General features: G+C 69.6%; 15 protein-coding genes and 1 pseudogene. 4 read left to right on the top strand and 12 right to left on the bottom strand.

Going from position 1 to position 14260, the window contains the following annotated elements; translation table 11 throughout:
* Nucleotides 1-748: amidohydrolase family protein (locus AC3XYG_RS11665; RefSeq protein WP_489139999.1), on the top strand; the 748-nt coding region annotated here is incomplete at its 5' end.
* Between the two features lie 2 nt (nt 749-750).
* Nucleotides 751-1278 carry a DUF5943 domain-containing protein gene (locus tag AC3XYG_RS11660; RefSeq protein ID WP_489139998.1) on the top strand — a complete coding sequence of 176 codons (528 nt, stop codon included), beginning with the start codon at nt 751-753 and terminating at the stop codon, nt 1276-1278.
* Nucleotides 1279-1457: 179 nt separating this feature from the next.
* Here the strand turns inward: AC3XYG_RS11660 and AC3XYG_RS11655 are convergent, their stop codons facing one another.
* Both AC3XYG_RS11655 and AC3XYG_RS11650 read right to left on the bottom strand, forming a co-directional pair.
* The gene (locus AC3XYG_RS11655; protein ID WP_489139997.1) at nt 1458-2567 is read right to left on the bottom strand and encodes a lactonase family protein; all 1110 of its coding nucleotides are present in this window, start codon (nt 2565-2567) and stop codon (nt 1458-1460) included.
* Nucleotides 2568-2681: 114 nt separating this feature from the next.
* Complete coding sequence (locus AC3XYG_RS11650) at nt 2682-3080, bottom strand: hypothetical protein (RefSeq protein ID WP_489139996.1); 399 nt, start codon at nt 3078-3080, stop codon at nt 2682-2684.
* Nucleotides 3081-3147: 67 nt separating this feature from the next.
* Here AC3XYG_RS11650 and AC3XYG_RS11645 point away from each other — a divergent pair, with 67 nt between their 5' ends.
* Complete coding sequence (locus tag AC3XYG_RS11645; protein ID WP_489139995.1) at nt 3148-3756, top strand: TetR/AcrR family transcriptional regulator; 609 nt, start codon at nt 3148-3150, stop codon at nt 3754-3756.
* Between the two features lie 7 nt (nt 3757-3763).
* On the opposite strand, the gene AC3XYG_RS11640 is transcribed toward AC3XYG_RS11645, so the two are convergent.
* The 3 genes from AC3XYG_RS11640 to AC3XYG_RS11630 all read right to left on the bottom strand — a co-directional run bounded on the left by AC3XYG_RS11640 (nt 3764) and on the right by AC3XYG_RS11630 (nt 7245).
* Nucleotides 3764-4552 carry an endonuclease/exonuclease/phosphatase family protein gene (locus tag AC3XYG_RS11640; protein WP_489139994.1) on the bottom strand — a complete coding sequence of 263 codons (789 nt, stop codon included), beginning with the start codon at nt 4550-4552 and terminating at the stop codon, nt 3764-3766.
* Between the two features lie 116 nt (nt 4553-4668).
* Nucleotides 4669-6297 (bottom strand): NAD-dependent malic enzyme, encoded by a 1629-nt coding sequence (locus AC3XYG_RS11635; RefSeq protein ID WP_489139993.1) that lies wholly within the window; start codon nt 6295-6297, stop codon nt 4669-4671.
* A gap of 162 nt (nt 6298-6459) precedes the next feature.
* The gene (locus AC3XYG_RS11630) at nt 6460-7245 is read right to left on the bottom strand and encodes an alpha/beta fold hydrolase (RefSeq protein ID WP_489139992.1); all 786 of its coding nucleotides are present in this window, start codon (nt 7243-7245) and stop codon (nt 6460-6462) included.
* Between the two features lie 123 nt (nt 7246-7368).
* Here AC3XYG_RS11630 and AC3XYG_RS11625 point away from each other — a divergent pair, with 123 nt between their 5' ends.
* A complete protein-coding gene (locus AC3XYG_RS11625) occupies nt 7369-8361 on the top strand; it encodes an AraC family transcriptional regulator (RefSeq protein ID WP_489139991.1) in 993 nt (330 codons plus the stop codon).
* 87 nt (nt 8362-8448) lie between these two features.
* Here AC3XYG_RS11625 and AC3XYG_RS11620 read toward each other — a convergent pair whose 3' ends face one another.
* From AC3XYG_RS11620 to mdcC, 7 genes and pseudogenes are all read right to left on the bottom strand, one after another.
* On the bottom strand, nt 8449-9828 hold the full coding sequence (locus AC3XYG_RS11620; protein ID WP_489139990.1) for an aldehyde dehydrogenase family protein: 1380 nt from the start codon (nt 9826-9828) through the stop codon (nt 8449-8451).
* Between the two features lie 94 nt (nt 9829-9922).
* Nucleotides 9923-10843, bottom strand: a complete 921-nt coding sequence (locus tag AC3XYG_RS11615) for an acyltransferase domain-containing protein (RefSeq protein WP_489139989.1) — start codon at nt 10841-10843, stop codon at nt 9923-9925.
* Nucleotides 10844-11676: pseudogene (mdcB, locus tag AC3XYG_RS11610) on the bottom strand (triphosphoribosyl-dephospho-CoA synthase MdcB).
* The gene (gene mdcG, locus AC3XYG_RS11605; protein ID WP_489139988.1) at nt 11673-12305 is read right to left on the bottom strand and encodes a malonate decarboxylase holo-[acyl-carrier-protein] synthase; all 633 of its coding nucleotides are present in this window, start codon (nt 12303-12305) and stop codon (nt 11673-11675) included. The pseudogene mdcB and the gene mdcG overlap by 4 nt, the downstream one beginning before the upstream one ends.
* A gap of 1 nt (nt 12306) precedes the next feature.
* Nucleotides 12307-13026, bottom strand: a complete 720-nt coding sequence (gene mdcE / locus AC3XYG_RS11600; RefSeq protein ID WP_489139987.1) for a biotin-independent malonate decarboxylase subunit gamma — start codon at nt 13024-13026, stop codon at nt 12307-12309.
* A complete protein-coding gene (locus tag AC3XYG_RS11595; protein WP_489139986.1) occupies nt 13013-13933 on the bottom strand; it encodes a biotin-independent malonate decarboxylase subunit beta in 921 nt (306 codons plus the stop codon). The genes mdcE and AC3XYG_RS11595 overlap by 14 nt, the downstream gene beginning before the upstream one ends.
* The gene (gene mdcC / locus AC3XYG_RS11590) at nt 13930-14247 is read right to left on the bottom strand and encodes a malonate decarboxylase acyl carrier protein (RefSeq protein WP_489139985.1); all 318 of its coding nucleotides are present in this window, start codon (nt 14245-14247) and stop codon (nt 13930-13932) included. The genes AC3XYG_RS11595 and mdcC overlap by 4 nt, the downstream gene beginning before the upstream one ends.
* Nucleotides 14248-14260 lie beyond the last annotated feature (13 nt).

The raw sequence follows: 14260 nt of genomic DNA, 5'->3' as shown, positions 1-14260 counted from the left end.
CGAAGGCGTCGACAACATCAAGATCAACATCTCCGGCGACGATCTGGGCCCGAAGGCCGGCGGCGGCGCCACCGTGATGCGCGAGGACGAGGTCCGCATGGCGGTCGCCGTGGCGCGCGACTTTGGCAAGAAGATCAACTGCCACGCCCGCGCCGCGGAATCGGTGAAGCGTGCCGTGCGCTGCGGCGTCGACGTGATCTATCACTGCGAATCCGCCGACGAGGAAGCCCTCGACATGCTGGAATCGGTGAAGCACAAGGTCTTCGTCGGCCCGGCCATCGGCATCATCTACGGCACCCTCTACGAGGGCGAGCCGTTCGGCTTCACCCGCGAATTCGCCATCAGCATCGGCATGCAGCGGGTGCTGGACAGCAGCCGCGTCGTCTACACCGAGCTGCGCAAGCGCGGGGTCAAGGCGCTGATCGGCGGCGATTACGGCTTCGCCCAGTCGCCGCAGGGCCAGAACGCCCGCGACCTCAAGCATTTCGTCGACCTGCTGGGCTACAGCCCGAGCGAGGCGCTGGTGTGCGGCACCCGCTACGGCGGCGAAGTGATGGGGCTGAAGGGCGAGCTGGGCGAGGTCAAGGACGGCTACATCGCCGACCTGCTGCTGGTCGATGGCGACCCGCTGCAGGATCTCGACATCATGGTGCACGAGAAGAACCTGCTCGTGATCATGAAGGACGGCGCGCTGTACAAGGACCAGTCCGCGGTGCTGAGCGCATCCCGGGGCGCGGTCGCCGCCTGACCATGGCGGATCCCGCGGTTCCGATCGACGTCGATCCCGACAGCGGGATCTGGCGCACCGACGCCCTGCCGATGGTCTATCTGCCGCGCCACTTCCTGGTGAACAACCACCGGGCGGTGGAGGCGGCGATGGGGATCGAGCCGTATCGCGCCATCCTGCGCGATGCGACCGAGACCTCGGCCCTGCACTGGTGCCAGGTGCAGAGCCGGACCTACGGCCTGACGCCGGAACAGGCGTTCCATCACTACTTCAACCGGCTGTCGCAGCGCGGCTGGGGCCAGTTCGCGGTGGAGGAGCTGGACCTGGAACGGCGGCGCGGCTGCATCGGCCTCGCCCACTCCGTCTTCGCGCTGGAATACGGGCCGGGCATGGACCGGCGCGTCTGCTACATGTTCGAAGGCTTCATGATCGGCGCCTTCCGCCATGTGCTGGGCGAGGATGGCACTGCGGCCCGGATCACCTGCCGGGAAACCAGCTGCACCGCCCATGACGGCGGCGACTTGTGCCGCTTCGAGTTCGGGGTCGAATGATCCCGGCTCGGCATTTGTTTGACGCCAACGGCCCAGAATAGAGACCCGTCATCGCGAGCCCCGCAGGGGCGTGGCGATCCAGCGGCACCATCCCGCCGCTGGATCGCCACGTCGCTTCGCTCCTCGCGATGACGGATCAGGAATTGGGGCCGCCGGTGTAAGCCGGCGGCCCCTCCCCTTCAGATCCGCGCGAACTTCACGCACATCGGCGTGCCGATGTCGATGTCATGGCCGGTCGGCGTCAGCGCGCCGGTGTCGCCATCGATGGCGAAGACGGCGATGCGGTCGCTGTCCTGGTTGCAGACCAGCAGGAAGCGGCCGGACGGGTCGATCGTCATGTCGCGCGGCGTCTTGCCCCCGCACGGCGTGTGGCCCAGCGGCGACAGCGTGCCGTCGGCCGGGTCGAAGCCGAAGACGGCGACGCTGTCATGGCCGCGATTGGCGCCGTAGACGAAGCGCCCGTTGGGGTGGAGCTGGATGCCCGAGCAGTGGCTGGCGGGAGCGCCGGCCGGCACGGCCGAGGCCGTATCGGCGATCGTGAACCGCCCGGTCGCCGCGTCGTAGCGCAGCGAGACGATGGTCGAATTCAGCTCGCAGATCAGCAGCGCGAAGCCGCCGTCGCGATGGAAGGCGATGTGGCGCGGCCCGCTGCCCGGCAGCAGGGCACTGCGCACCCGGGTCGCCCCATCCAGCAACCCGTCCGGGCTGAACGGATAGGAGAACACCGCATCGAGGCCGAGATCGGCGACCACGGCGAAGCGATTGTCCGGCGCCGTGACCACGCAATGCGGATGCGGCCGGTCCTGCCGATCGGGGTTCGGGCCTTTTCCCTCATGCGCCGCGCTGGAATGGGCCGGTGCCAGCCAGCCGCCGGCGCCGATCCGGTAGACGGCGATGGCCTGGTTCGAGCCCTCGTCCATCGCCCCCGTGGCGTAGTTCGCGACCAGCAGGAACCGGCCGGTCGCGTCGAAGCTGCTGTGCGCCGCGGTGCTGCCCAGGCTGCTCTGCTTGTTCAGCGGGCGCAGCCGGGGCGTGTTTGCGTCGATGGCATAAGCCTCGACGGTGCCCTCGGCCCAGCCGAACACTTCGCTGTTGGCATAGAGGGTACGGCCATCGGCAGCGATCGACAGGTAGCTCGGGTTGTCGACGCCCAGGGTCTCGCACAGCGGGGTGGCCGCGCCGGTCGCCTCGTCGAAGCCGTACAGGCTCAGGCCCCTGCCATGCGCCTCGGCGAAATAGGGGGCGGGCCGGTTGAGGCCCCCGACAACCATGATGGTCCTGCTGCTCATCCCGTCCCCTGTCCGCTCGCGCCGCCGGCCGCCGCCAGCCTGATGTTTCCGATCTCCTTGTAAGTCACGGCCAGCCTGGGCTTGTCAATATATCGGACAAAGCTAGGGGTGCCGTCAGGCGTAGCGGGCCGCCGCCATGGCCGCGGTCGCCACGGCCAGCAGGATCGCCGCGACCCGATCGGCGATCGCCATGCGGGAGCGCGCCGCCGCCTCGTCGTCCCGGCGCAGCCGCCCGAGCGCACCGCCGCCGACCACCGCCTGGACGGCGACGGCGACCAGCGCGGCGACCGCGCCGGCACCCAGGACATGCTCGGTCGGGCCGGCCGCGCCCTCATGCAAGGTCAGCCAGAGATAGGCGCCGGTGATCACTGCCACGGCAGCCGCCCCCATCTGCGGCCGGAACAGCCGGTCGCCGCCCGCCCCGGCCGTCCGTGCCAGCACGAAGGTGGAGCCGGCCCAGAATACGGCGGCGAGAACATGCAGAGACAAGGCTATCATCAGGGCCAGTTGCACGGTGTCGCTCCTGCATTGCACCTGAATTAGCTATACACAATGTTTATCTGAATGGCCCGGGGTGCCGATGTCGACACGGACCTATGTCAGTTCGGTGCGGACGGCTGCGGCGGCCGAGAAGCGCGATCGCGTGATCCAGGCCGCCGCGCGCTTCCTGCGTGAGGAGAGCATCGCCGCCTTCTCGCTGGACGCTGTCGCCAAGGCGGCGGGGGTGACGCGGCTGACGGTCTACAACCAGTTCGGCTCGCGGCGCGGCCTGTTCGAAGCCGTGTTCGACGAGATCGCGGATCGCGGCCGGCTGGTGCGGCTGCAGGATGCCATGGCGCTGCCCGACCCGCGCGCCGGCCTGGACCGGGTAATCGAGATCTTCTGTGAGTTCTGGGGCAGCGACCCTGCCGTGGGACGGCTGCACGACGCCATGGCCCTGGACGACGAATTCGCCCAGGCGCTGCTGGCGCGGAACGAGCGCCGGCGGCAGATGCTGGGGGTGCTGATCGCCCGGATGGCGCAGGGCCGGGTGCCGCCTGAGGCCCAGCGGGATGCGGTCGACCTGATCTTCGCGCTGACCAGCTGCGCCATGTTCCGGATGCTGGCGTCGGACCGATCGGCGCCGGCGGTCTGCGGCCTGATCCAGGATGCTGCCCGGGCCGCGATCGACAGGGTCGGGCCTGGCTGAGTCCCCGTCAGGCGGCGACGGAGAGCCCGTCCATGACAGAGGGGTTCGCCCCGGCCAGATCGACCCAGGCCTTCAGCGGCAGATGATCCGAAGCGATGCGCGCCAGCGGGCTGCGATGCACCTGAACATGGTGCAGGATGCCCTGCGGCCAGCCAAAAATCCGGTCCAGCGAGACCAGGGGCATCGGCGCCGGAAAGCTGGGTGGGCTCGCGCTCGGCGGCCCGAACAGCGCATCCAGCGGCCGCAGCGAGGAGCGACGGCCGGGGCGCCATTCGTTCAAATCGCCCACCAGCAGCGTCGGCATGGTTTCGCCCTCGGCAATGGTGTCGAGGATCATGGCGGCCTGGCGCATGCGGCAGCGGCGCAGCAGGCCGAAATGGGCGGCGACCACGCGCAGGCGGCCGGCCGGCAAGGCGAGTTCGGTGACAATGGCACCGCGGGGCTCGGCCCCCGGCAGGGTCAGGCGGCGCAGGCGGGTGACCGTGCTGTCACGCACCAGCAGGGCGTTGCCGTGCCAGCCATGGCCGTCGGGCAGGTCGGAGACATGGACGATGTGCAGACCGCTCTCGCGCCGCAGCGTCTCGGCGTCCAGCAGGCCGGATCGTCGGCCGAACCGGCGGTCGACCTCCTGCAGCGCGACCACGTCGGCGTCGAGTTCGCCCACCACGGCAGCGATGCGCGCCGGGTCGAACCGCCCGTCGAGGCCGACGCATTTGTGGACGTTGTAGGAGCCGATCACGACCGGCTTCGCCGCCGCGGTATCGGGGAGACAGGAAGACGCAAACGGCAGGGCCATCTCGACTCCGGCTAGGCCGGGACGATCAAAACAAATCCCGGAGACTTGTATCTAACCCGTTACAACGGCCGCGCCAAGATGGCGCGACCGAATGTAACGTCGTAACGAAGCGGCAATCAGTCGGGATAGACCGGCTTGTAGGCCTTGGCCTCGATCTGCGCCTTGATGTCGTCCGGGCGCGGCACGCGGGCCAGGCCGTGGTCGTAGATGTATTCCGCGACCTTGGTGGCGACATGCAGCGAGGCGGCCAGGATCTGGCTCTGCGGCGGGTAGATCAGCCCCTTCTCCAGGCTGTCCTCGCCGACCTGTTCGGCCACCGCGCGGGCGGCGACGATGAACATCTCCTCGGTGACGCGCGTCGCCTCGGTCGCGTAGACCGCCATGCCCATCGCCGGGAAGATGTAGACATTGTTGCCCTGGCCGGGGACGAAGCGCTTGCCGTCGACCTCGACCGGCGGGAACGGGCTGCCGCTGGCGAACACCGCCCGGCCCTGCGACCAGCGATACGCCTCCTCCGCCGTGCATTCGGAGCGCGAGGTCGGGTTGGAATAGGGGAAGATGATCGGCCGGTCGTTCACCTCGGCCATCGCCTCGATCACATGCTGGTTGAACAGCTTGGGCACAGTGCTGACGCCGATGATGCCGTTCGGCTTCAGCGCCTTCACCGCCTCGGTGAAATCGCCGATCGGATCGCGGTCGAGCGCGAAGGGCCGCTGGAATTCCGCGAGGTCGGTGCGCGACGTCACCATCAGGCCGTTGATGTCGAACAGCGCGTTGCGCTTGCGCGCCTCGGCGATATCCAGCCCTTCCAGCGCCATCGCCTGCGACAGCAGCTCGGCGATGCCGGTCGCGGCCGACCCGCCGCCGAGGAACAGGAAGCGCTGGTCCGCCAGCTTGCCGCCGGTGATGCGCAGGCTGGCATAGATGCCGGCGAGCGCCACCGCCGCGGTGCCCTGGATATCGTCATTGTAGGTGCAGACCTTGTCGCGGTAGGTCGCCAGGATCGGCACCGCATTGACGTTGGCGAAGTCCTCCCACTGGATACAGCACTTCGGGTACAGCTGCTGCACCGCCTCGACGAATTCGGCGATGAAGGCGTGGTACTCGTCGCCGCGCACCCGCTCCTCGCGCAGGCCGAGATACAGCGGGTCGTCGAGCAGGTCCTGGTTGTTGGTGCCGACGTCGAGCACGATCGGCAGGCACACCTCCGGCGGCACGCCGGCGCAGGCGGTGTAGAGCGACAGCTTGCCGATCGGGATGCCCATGCCGCCGAGGCCGAGATCGCCGAGGCCGAGGATGCGCTCGCCATCGGTCACGACGATGAAGCGTACATCCTCATGCGGCCAGTGGCCCATCAGCTCCTTCAGCCGGCCCTTGGCCGTGATCGGCAGGTACAGGCCGCGCGCCGCCCGGAAGATGTGGTTGAACTTCTGGCAGGCCTCGCCCACCGTCGGGGTGTAGACCAGCGGCATGAAGGTCGCCGGGTCGGACATCAGCACCGCGTAAAACAGCGTCTCGTTCCGCGCCTGCAGGTCGGACAGCAGCAGGTATTTCTGCAGGTCGACGTCGAGATTCGCCAGTTCGGTGTGGATGCGGGCAACCTGGTGCTCCAGCGAGCTCGGCGTCGGCGGCAGCAGCCCTTCCAGCCCATGCCGGCGGCGCTCCTCCGCCGTGAAGGCGCTGCCCTTGTTGGACCGGGGGTCGCGCAGCAGGGCATAGCCGGTGCGGGGCGTGTCTGAGGCCATGGCAATCTCTCTCGTCAGGGCGTTGAGCGTCGGCGTCAGGCTAAGATCCCAGAGTGAAATCCCGGCGCGACATGGCGCCGCGCCGGGAGAGAACCTTACCTTAGGACGGCCTTGCACCGTGCAAGCCTCAATCGGATTGGGAATGACCTTGACCTTTCGGTATCAGGGGCGCCACGCACCACTCAGGGCAGTGGCACCAAAATCGCGGATCGCTTGAGCGGTTCGCTCCGGTTGCTCGATCTGAGGCAAATGACCGGCATTATCGATTGTCTGGAAGCAAGCCCCTGGGATCCGCCGCGCATATTCCTTCCCGTATTCGGGTGTAACAATGCCATCGTCGCGACCCCACAGCATGAGCGAGGGCACGGTGATGCGGGGAAGTCGTTCCGCAAGTGTCGGGTCGTGCATGAAGGGTTCGCCCGCATAGCTCATCAGCACGCGCTGGTTTGCCTGCCTTTGCGCGGCCGCATCGGGGCTGGGCGGCCGAGCCTTTGCCGGGTCCGCGAAGGACAGTTTGATCAGGTCCTCCACGGGCATCGACCGCGGATCCGCGATCGGTCCGGTGCTTTCGGTCGGCTCGAGTCCGACCGCGCCAATGAGGATGATGCCGGCTAGCGACGGCGACTGCCGAGCGGCCATTTCCGCCGCGATCCAGCCGCCGGCGGAATTGCCGACAACGATGACGTACTGGAGTTTCAGCTCGTCGAGAAGCGCAATGTAGCTTTCTGCCAGATCGCCGATCGATGCCATCCAGACCGGACGCTCGGTCGCGTCAAATCCTGGGTGAGTTGGCAGAATGAGATCGAACCCATCGAGCACGCCGAACAGCGGGCGCATCGACGCGGGGCCCGCCCCGCCGTGCAGGAGAAGCAAAGGCCATCCACTCCCTCTCCGGTCGACGTCGAGGGTCAAGGTCCCGGCTGATAAGCGGATCGAGAGGCTGTTCATGACGGCAAGTTCCTATCCATCTTGTCGCCACGTTAATTTTCGCAGCAATCCCCCCTTTGATATCGCCAATTGGGCGAACGGAAAATATTGTGGCGTCCGCATTTGCTTCGCGAGCGTCCGGGAATGATTGATCCTCTGTCCGACATCCTCACGGTGCTCAGGCCACAACGACAAGGTTCGGGCGCGATCGATTTCGGCGGCGAGTGGGAGGTAATATTCCCGGCTCACCGCGGCGTTCGATGCTATGCCGTCAGCCGGGGCCAATGCTGGATCGACGTCGATGGTTTAGGCGAGGCGGTACACCTCCTTCGCGACGACTGTGTGCTGCTTGCGAGTGGAAAGCCGTTCCGGATCGGAAATGCCGCGAGTGCAGAACTGACCACTCCCTGCGACCCGGCCCTGTTCTCACAAGACACGATTGCGACGGTAAACGGGGGTGGCGCCTGTGTCCTCATCGGTGGACACTTTCTCCTCGACGATACGCACGCGCAGCTTCTGTCGAGCGCGCTCCCGCCACTCGTTGTCGTGCGGGATCCAGGGCAGCGTGCAGCGTTGGGTTCGGCGCTTAAAGGATTGTGGGTTGAACTGGCGACACCTCAGCCGGGTGGCCGCCTCATTATCGACCATTTGAACCAGATGATGCTGATCTTCGCGTTGCGGCTCTACGTCCGTTCCGAAGCTCAACGCCCGACAGGTTGGCTGTCGGCACTGGCCGACAAGCGGATCGCAAAGGCGCTCGCCGGCATCCACGCTTCGCCCGAGAAACCCTGGACATTGCACGCGCTCGCAGCGGAGGCCGGCATGTCGCGCACCGTCTTTGCCGAGAGCTTCAAAGGTCTCGTTGGTGTCACGCCCATGGCTTATCTCAACGAATGGCGGCTGGCGACCGCAGCCCATCGTCTCAGTGATTTCAACGTGCCTGTGGGCGAGGTCGCTTTCGCCGTCGGATACGGTTCGGGAACCTCCTTCAGCACAGCATTTCGGAGAATGTACGGTGTCGCTCCGAGCGATTACGCAAGACTTCACAGCCGACAGCACACACGATCGAGAGCGCGCGTCCAGCCCACCGAGGTCGAAAAGAAGGCGGTCGAACTGGCCAAACGACGGAGCCAATAGATCAGACGTAGCCGTCTCCAAGGCGCCATGGAGCATGCTCGGAGACGAGAAGGGCTTGCACGGCGCAAGCCCTTCTGACCATCAGCTCTAGGACTTGAACACGATCATCTTCTCCTGGGTCATCTCGCGCATCGTCCAGGGGATGCCGCCGATGCCGGCACCGGACTGGCGCTGCCCGGCGAAGGGCATCCAGTCGGTGCGGAAGGCGGTGTGGTCGTTGATCATCACCGCCGAGCCGTCCAGCCGCGGCGCCACCTGCAGCGCGAAGCCGAGATCCTGGGTGAAGATGGCCGACTGGAAGGCCACCGGCAGGCTGTTGGCGGCCTGGATCGCGGTCCCGACCTCAGCGAAGCCATAGACGCAGGTCACCGGGCCGAACACCTCCTCGCGGGATATCTTCGCGTCCGGCTTCGGCTCGACCAGCACGGTGGCGGCGAGCGTGGTGTCGGACAGGCGCCCGCCACCCGTGGCGACCCGGGCGCCGCCGGCCTTGGCATCCTCGATCCAGGACAGCACCCGGTCCGCCTCGCGCGGCAGGATCAGCGGCCCGACCTCGGTCGCCGGCAGCAGCGGGTCGCCGACGTTGAGGGCCTCGACCGCGGCGGTGAAGCGGGTCACGAACTCGGCCTTCACGGAATCATGGACGAAGATGCGCTGGACCGACACGCAGACCTGGCCGGCATGGTAGTAGCCGCCCTTCACCAGCGACGGGATGGCCCGGTCGAGATCGGCGCTGCGATCGACGATGACGGGCGCGGCGCCGCCATGTTCCAGCGCGCTGCGCGTGCCCGGCGCCAGCTTGCTGTGCAAATGCCAGCCGACACGCGCCGAGCCGATGAAGCTGAGGAACGCGACGCGCGGATCGGTCGCCAGGGCCTCGGCCAGGTCGTTGCCCTCGGGCAGGAAGGTCTGGCACCACGGCTCCGGCAGCCCCGCCTCGCGCACCAGCGCCACGAATTCCAGGCAGCTCAGCGGTGTGGTCGCGGCCGGCTTGATGATGATCGGGCAGCCCACCGCGATCGCCGGCACCACCTGGTGCACGATCAGGTTCAGCGGGTGGTTGAAGGCGGAGATCCCGGCGACGACGCCGATCGGCTCCTTGATGGTGAAGGCCAGGCGCCCGGTGCTGGCCGCGGTCAGCCCCATCGGGATCTCGCGGCCGGCGAAATTCCGCAGCTCGTCCGCCGCGTTCTGGACGCCGTCGACGGCACGGCGCGCCTCGATCAGCGCATCGGTCAGCGGCTTGCCGCCTTCCCGCGCGATCAGCCTGGCGAAATGGTCGACCTTGGCGGCCAGCAGCTCCGCCAGGCGGCGCAGGATGGCGATGCGCTGATGCGGCGGCAGCCAGCCGTCGCGGTCCAGGAACACCCGGCGGGCGGCGACCAGCTTGGCCTCCAGCGCGGCAGCATCGTCCGTCGGCACCTCGGCGAAGGGGATGCGGTCATAGGCCTGAACGACCTCGATCATCGTCTGTCTCCGGTGTTCGGGAGGCCGATCCGCGACATCCCGATGGATTCTCGCCCCAGCCTACCGCAGGCCATGCCGAAGAGGCGATGCCTGCTCAGCCGGCCGCGATCCAGCGCCGCAGCCCGTCGACCGCGTGGAACTGGTCGACGGCATAGCTCGGGATCGCCGGCAAGGCGTCGCGCACCATGTCGGCCAGCGCGTGGCCGGGGCCGAGATCCAGCACCCGCTCGACGCCGGCCTCGGCCAGGGCGGCGAGCGTGGCGGCCCAGTCGATCTGCGCCGCGACCTGTGCCGCCAGCCGCGCGGTGGCCGTGGCGGCCGTGAAGATGCGGGCCCCATCGCTGCCCGACAGCAGGATCCGGCCCCGGGCCGGCCCGGTGGGGACCGATGCCTGCAGCGCCTCCTGGAATGGCGCCCCCGCCGCCGACAGCCGCGGCGTGTGCGACGCGATCCTGACCGCGAGCAAATCGGCGCGGGCGGCCCCGGCCGCCAGGGCGGCGTGGCACAGCGCGGTCACGTCGGCGTCGGCGCCGCCGACCACGAACAGCTGTCCCGGATTGGCGATGGCGATGGCGCAGCCATGCTGCGCCGCCAAGGCCTGCAGCGCCTGCCGGTCGAGGCCGCGGACATAGCCCAGGCGCCCGTCGGTGCCGCCGGCGGCGTCCATCGCCCGGGCCCGGATGTCGGTCAGGTGCAGCGCCTGCCCCGCCGTCCAGACACCGGCGATGCTCCACGCCGCCATCTCGCCGACGCTGTAGCCGGTCACCGCCACCGGCCCTGGGATCAGGTCGGCGATGCAGGCATGGGCGGTGAGCGCCGCGGTCACGGACAGGATCTGGTTGGTGCGGTTCGCGGTCAGCCGGTCGTCATCGGCGTGGCGGACGAGGTCGCGGGGATCATCGCCCAGTAGCGCCGCGGCCTCGGCGAAGATCGCGGCTGCCTCCGCCCGCCCGGCCACCAAGTCGAACATGCCGGCCGAGAGCCGCCCTTGGCCGCCGCAGAGCAGGCCGAGCATTCACGCCTCCAGCCGGTCGACGAACAGCGCCATCGCCAGCAGGTCGGCGCAGCCGCCGGGGCTGAGATTGCGCGCCACGAAATCGCGGTGCATCGCCGCCGCCCGGACCCGCCAATCGGCACGGCCGACGCCGCCGGCGGCCAGGAATTCCGCGGCCTGGGCCTGGGCGAAGGTCAGCCCGTCCGCCCCGCCCCGGTGCAGCAGGTTGGTGTCGGCGACCGCGGCGATCAGCGCCATGATGGCCTGGACCGTGCCGCTTCCTCATCGCCGGGCGCCAAAGCGCGGCCCGACCGCAAAGCCGGCAGGGCGATGCCGTAGACCGAGGGGAAGCCCTCGGCCGCCTCCATCCGCGCGCCGCCGGCGCCATGCCGGCGCGCCACCGCAGCGCCGTGGCTGTGCAGCGGCACCGGACCATCCAGGATCGCAGCACCCCAGCGGTCGGACACGATCGCGCCGAGCGGGCGGCGGACAGCCCAGGCCGCGCGGAAGCCGGCGGCGGCGCAGAGCAGCCCGAGCCCGAAGATCGCGCCGCGATGGGTGTTCACCCCGGCGGTCGCCGCCAGCATGGCACGCTCCGCCGCCACCCCGATCGCCCGCAGCCGGTCCATGCCGGCACCGGCGGCGCCGGCCGCCGCGAGATCGGCGAAGAATGGTGCCAGCGTGTCGGCGCTGCGGCGCAGAAGGGCGGCATCCATGTCGCGATGCGCGCCGCTGTCGACCGGGCTGACCAGCCCCGGCTTCGGATAGGTCGCGACCTCGAGCCTCAAGCAATCGGCGGCAAGGTCGCCGATCTCCCGCTCGGGTGCGGTGTCGTTGCGCAGGGCGACGGTCATTCCGCTCCTCCCGCCAGGTACTCGGCGCGCGACATCAGGCTGATCTCGCGCAGCCCTTTCACGGCAATGTCTCCCTGGCCCGCTTCAGTGAGCTCCCGCCACTGCACCCCGCCGGCCGCGCCGGTGACTTCGCCGTCGATCCCCATCGGCGCGTCGCAGGCGATCGCGGCGATGCCGGACAGCAAAGCGTCGACATCGGCCGGCAACCGCCACAGCAGGTCGAGGTCGGATCCGGCGGAGAGATAGGGCAGGCCGGTCAGGTGCTGCCAGGCCAGGCTGCCGAAGACCCGCGTCCCCGGATCCAGCGCAACCAGCCGCGCGATGCAGCCGCGCCAGGCCGCCGGTGCCGCCGTGGCGGCCTCCGCCAGCAATGGCGGGCCACCGGCATCGGCGACATCCCGCGGCGCCAGCGTGACGGCGATGCGGCGCTTGCCCTGGGCCGGCGGCAGCGGCAGGCCGAGCGGGATCTGGCCCACGGCATCGCCGCAGGCCGGCCGCCGGATGATGAGCGGATACCCCGCCTTTGCCCAGCCCGCCACCAGTGGCTCGGTGGCCAAGTCGGGCCGCGCCACCATCAGCGCCGCCCAGGCCGGCGGTGCCGCTTTCACCATCGCGTGCCGGCGCATCATCTCAGCCATCGGACAGCAGCGCCGCGACCCGGTCCGCGATCACGGCCGCCTTGAGGCGTCCGCCGCGCTCCGCCCCCAGCCGGCCGCGCACGTCGCCGCCGGCCGGCTGGGCCAGCACCGCGGCGAGCTGGGCGGCCAGCGGCTTGCCCGCATCCCAGACCGCGTGGATGGCGCCGGTCTGCGCCAGGTTCTCCAGCCCCGGCGCGAACACCGGGGTGGTCTCGGCCTTGGCCTTGAGAACGTCGATCGGCAGCTTGGTCACGCGCGCCATCGACGGCAGGTCCATGACCGCCGGATGGGCGCCGGGCAGCGCCACCAGCGTGCCGGTGGCCAGCGCCGTGGCGATGAACGCGCCCGCGGCGCTGCCGCCATAGAGCAGGCCGATGGTGCGGTGGCCCTGGGCTTCGGCCAGCAGCAGCGCCTTGGCCAGGTGGGCGAGATATTCGCTGAGCCCCAGCAGTTCGTCGCGCCGGCTCATCCGCTGGCTGGCGGAATCGATCAGCACCAGGATCGGCGTATGGCCGCCGGCCTTGATGATGTCGAGCACGTGTCCGGCCAGCAGCAGGGCGCCGTCGACGCCGAGCGGGCTTTCATCGGCGACGCCCAGCACCTGGATATCGCCGCCGGCGGCGAGCGGGCCCTGGCCCTGGATCAGGCCGTCCGCGACGGCCACGTCGTGCCCCGCCGGGAACAGCGAGGCGAGGATGTCATCGAGCGTCATCGGCCGTCTCCCGCTGACCTGCGGCGCGCCGCAGGAATTCCGCCGTGCCCAGGCCGGGCACATCCGCCGGGCCGGCCACGCCGAGATCCGTCCAGATCTCGGTCGCGTCGCCGGCATCACCGAAGCGCTGCAGGCGGCGCGCCAGCCGCTGCTGTTCGGCCTCTAGAACCTCCAGGCCGGATCGCGACCCACCCTCGAGCGCCGCGGTCGCGGCGGCACGGAAGGCGGCGGCATCGTCGTCAACGAAGACATCGGCGCCGCCGATGAGGTAGCGGTGCTTGCCGCCCATCGTCCGCCACACCAGGGCGCGGTCCCGCGAGTCGAATTCCTCGACGCCGCGGTTGGTCTCGATCACCTCGGGCCCGCTGACGCTGATCCGCCCCTGTTCGGAGACGATCAGCCGCGAGCAGGTGCCGGCGATCAGCCCACCGCCGCCGTAGCAGCCGGACCGGCCGCCGACCAGGCCGATCACGGCCACGCCGGCAGCCCGGGCCTCGACCAATGCGCGCATCGCCTCGCCGATGGCCAGTTCGCCGGCATTGGCCTCCTGCAGCCGCACGCCGCCGGTGTCGAACAGGATCAGCACGTCGCGCCGCAGCGCCCGGGCGGCGCGCAGCAGGCCGGTCAGCTTGGCGCCGTGCACCTCGCCGATGGCGCCGCCCATGAAGCGGCCTTCCTGCGCGGCGACCAGCACCGGGCGCCCGGCCACGGTGGCGCTGCCGACGATCATGCCGTCGTCGAACTGCTCGGGCAGGTCGAAGATGGCCAGGTGTGGGCTCATCTCGCGCTGCTCGGGCCCGCGCGCTTCGACGAAGCTGCCGGGATCGGCGAGGGCCGCCACGCGCTGGCGGGCACGGGTCTCGAACCAGCTCAGCGGCCGGGTGGTGGGGGCGATGGTGGCGGTCATGCCTCGGGCTCCTCGATCAGGCGGACGCCCTGGGCCAGGCGCAGCGCCACCATGTCCGGCCGGGCGCCGCCGTCATTGATGGAAATGCGCAGGCCGCCCGCGGCCCGCCGTTCGACGAAATCGCCGATCACCGCCTGCCAGACCGGGCCGAAGCCATGCGCGGCGGTGGCGATATCGATGGTGCAGAGCCCGGCGCTCGGCCCCCGCTCCACCAGCACCTCCAAATTGCCGGAGGCGACGACGCCGACGATCGCCTGCGGGCGGGTGCCGCCGGCGGCGGCCGGTGCCTTCAGTTCGAAGCTCAGCTTCTCCATGGTGTGGCCTCCT

The organism is Inquilinus sp. (genome assembly GCF_057815775.1).
The sequence above is the reverse complement of the archived record's forward strand: the minus strand, read 5'-3'. Positions and strand labels throughout refer to the sequence as shown.

What these genes read in the sequence shown, in the direction of transcription:
- AC3XYG_RS11630 (WP_489139992.1), bottom strand. Translation starts at nt 7,245, where the DNA reads ATGAACAGCCTCTCGATCCGCTTATCAGCCGGGACCTTGACCCTCGAC.
- mdcE (WP_489139987.1), bottom strand. Translation starts at nt 13,026, where the DNA reads ATGACGCTCGATGACATCCTCGCCTCGCTGTTCCCGGCGGGGCACGAC.
- mdcG (WP_489139988.1), bottom strand. Translation starts at nt 12,305, where the DNA reads ATGATGCGCCGGCACGCGATGGTGAAAGCGGCACCGCCGGCCTGGGCG.
- AC3XYG_RS11655 (WP_489139997.1), bottom strand. Translation starts at nt 2,567, where the DNA reads ATGAGCAGCAGGACCATCATGGTTGTCGGGGGCCTCAACCGGCCCGCC.
- AC3XYG_RS11640 (WP_489139994.1), bottom strand. Translation starts at nt 4,552, where the DNA reads ATGGCCCTGCCGTTTGCGTCTTCCTGTCTCCCCGATACCGCGGCGGCG.
- AC3XYG_RS11660 (WP_489139998.1), top strand. Translation starts at nt 751, where the DNA reads ATGGCGGATCCCGCGGTTCCGATCGACGTCGATCCCGACAGCGGGATC.
- AC3XYG_RS11625 (WP_489139991.1), top strand. Translation starts at nt 7,369, where the DNA reads ATGATTGATCCTCTGTCCGACATCCTCACGGTGCTCAGGCCACAACGA.
- AC3XYG_RS11645 (WP_489139995.1), top strand. Translation starts at nt 3,148, where the DNA reads ATGTCGACACGGACCTATGTCAGTTCGGTGCGGACGGCTGCGGCGGCC.
- mdcC (WP_489139985.1), bottom strand. Translation starts at nt 14,247, where the DNA reads ATGGAGAAGCTGAGCTTCGAACTGAAGGCACCGGCCGCCGCCGGCGGC.
- AC3XYG_RS11615 (WP_489139989.1), bottom strand. Translation starts at nt 10,843, where the DNA reads ATGCTCGGCCTGCTCTGCGGCGGCCAAGGGCGGCTCTCGGCCGGCATG.
- AC3XYG_RS11595 (WP_489139986.1), bottom strand. Translation starts at nt 13,933, where the DNA reads ATGACCGCCACCATCGCCCCCACCACCCGGCCGCTGAGCTGGTTCGAG.
- AC3XYG_RS11635 (WP_489139993.1), bottom strand. Translation starts at nt 6,297, where the DNA reads ATGGCCTCAGACACGCCCCGCACCGGCTATGCCCTGCTGCGCGACCCC.
- AC3XYG_RS11620 (WP_489139990.1), bottom strand. Translation starts at nt 9,828, where the DNA reads ATGATCGAGGTCGTTCAGGCCTATGACCGCATCCCCTTCGCCGAGGTG.